The organism is Cohnella baijiui (assembly GCF_020731285.1).
Lineage (GTDB): Bacteria > Bacillota > Bacilli > Paenibacillales > Paenibacillaceae > Cohnella.
The window spans coordinates 1-222 of the sequence record NZ_JAJFOW010000434.1; the positions used below are offsets into that span (position 1 = coordinate 1).

Below are 222 nucleotides of genomic sequence, written 5' to 3' on the forward strand. Positions count from 1 at the left end.
TTCAAGGTGAAGGCATTAAAACCGTACTACCATCTGAGGCACACGCCAAGCTATCCTGCCGCCTGGTTGGTGAACAGGACCCGAAAGAAATTCAAGATTTGATCGAGGCACATGTCCACAAACATACACCGGCAGGAGTTCAGGTGCAGTTCACCCGCATGGATACAGGTCGTCCGTTCGAGACACCGTACGATCATCCTGTGATTCAAGTAGCGATGCGCG

At 51.8% G+C, this 222-nt stretch carries 1 protein-coding gene; it reads left to right on the forward strand.

Going from position 1 to position 222, the window contains the following annotated elements:
- A partial coding sequence (locus LKX83_RS33270) for a peptidase dimerization domain-containing protein (protein WP_227887576.1) occupies nucleotides 1–222 on the forward strand: 222 nt, incomplete at both ends.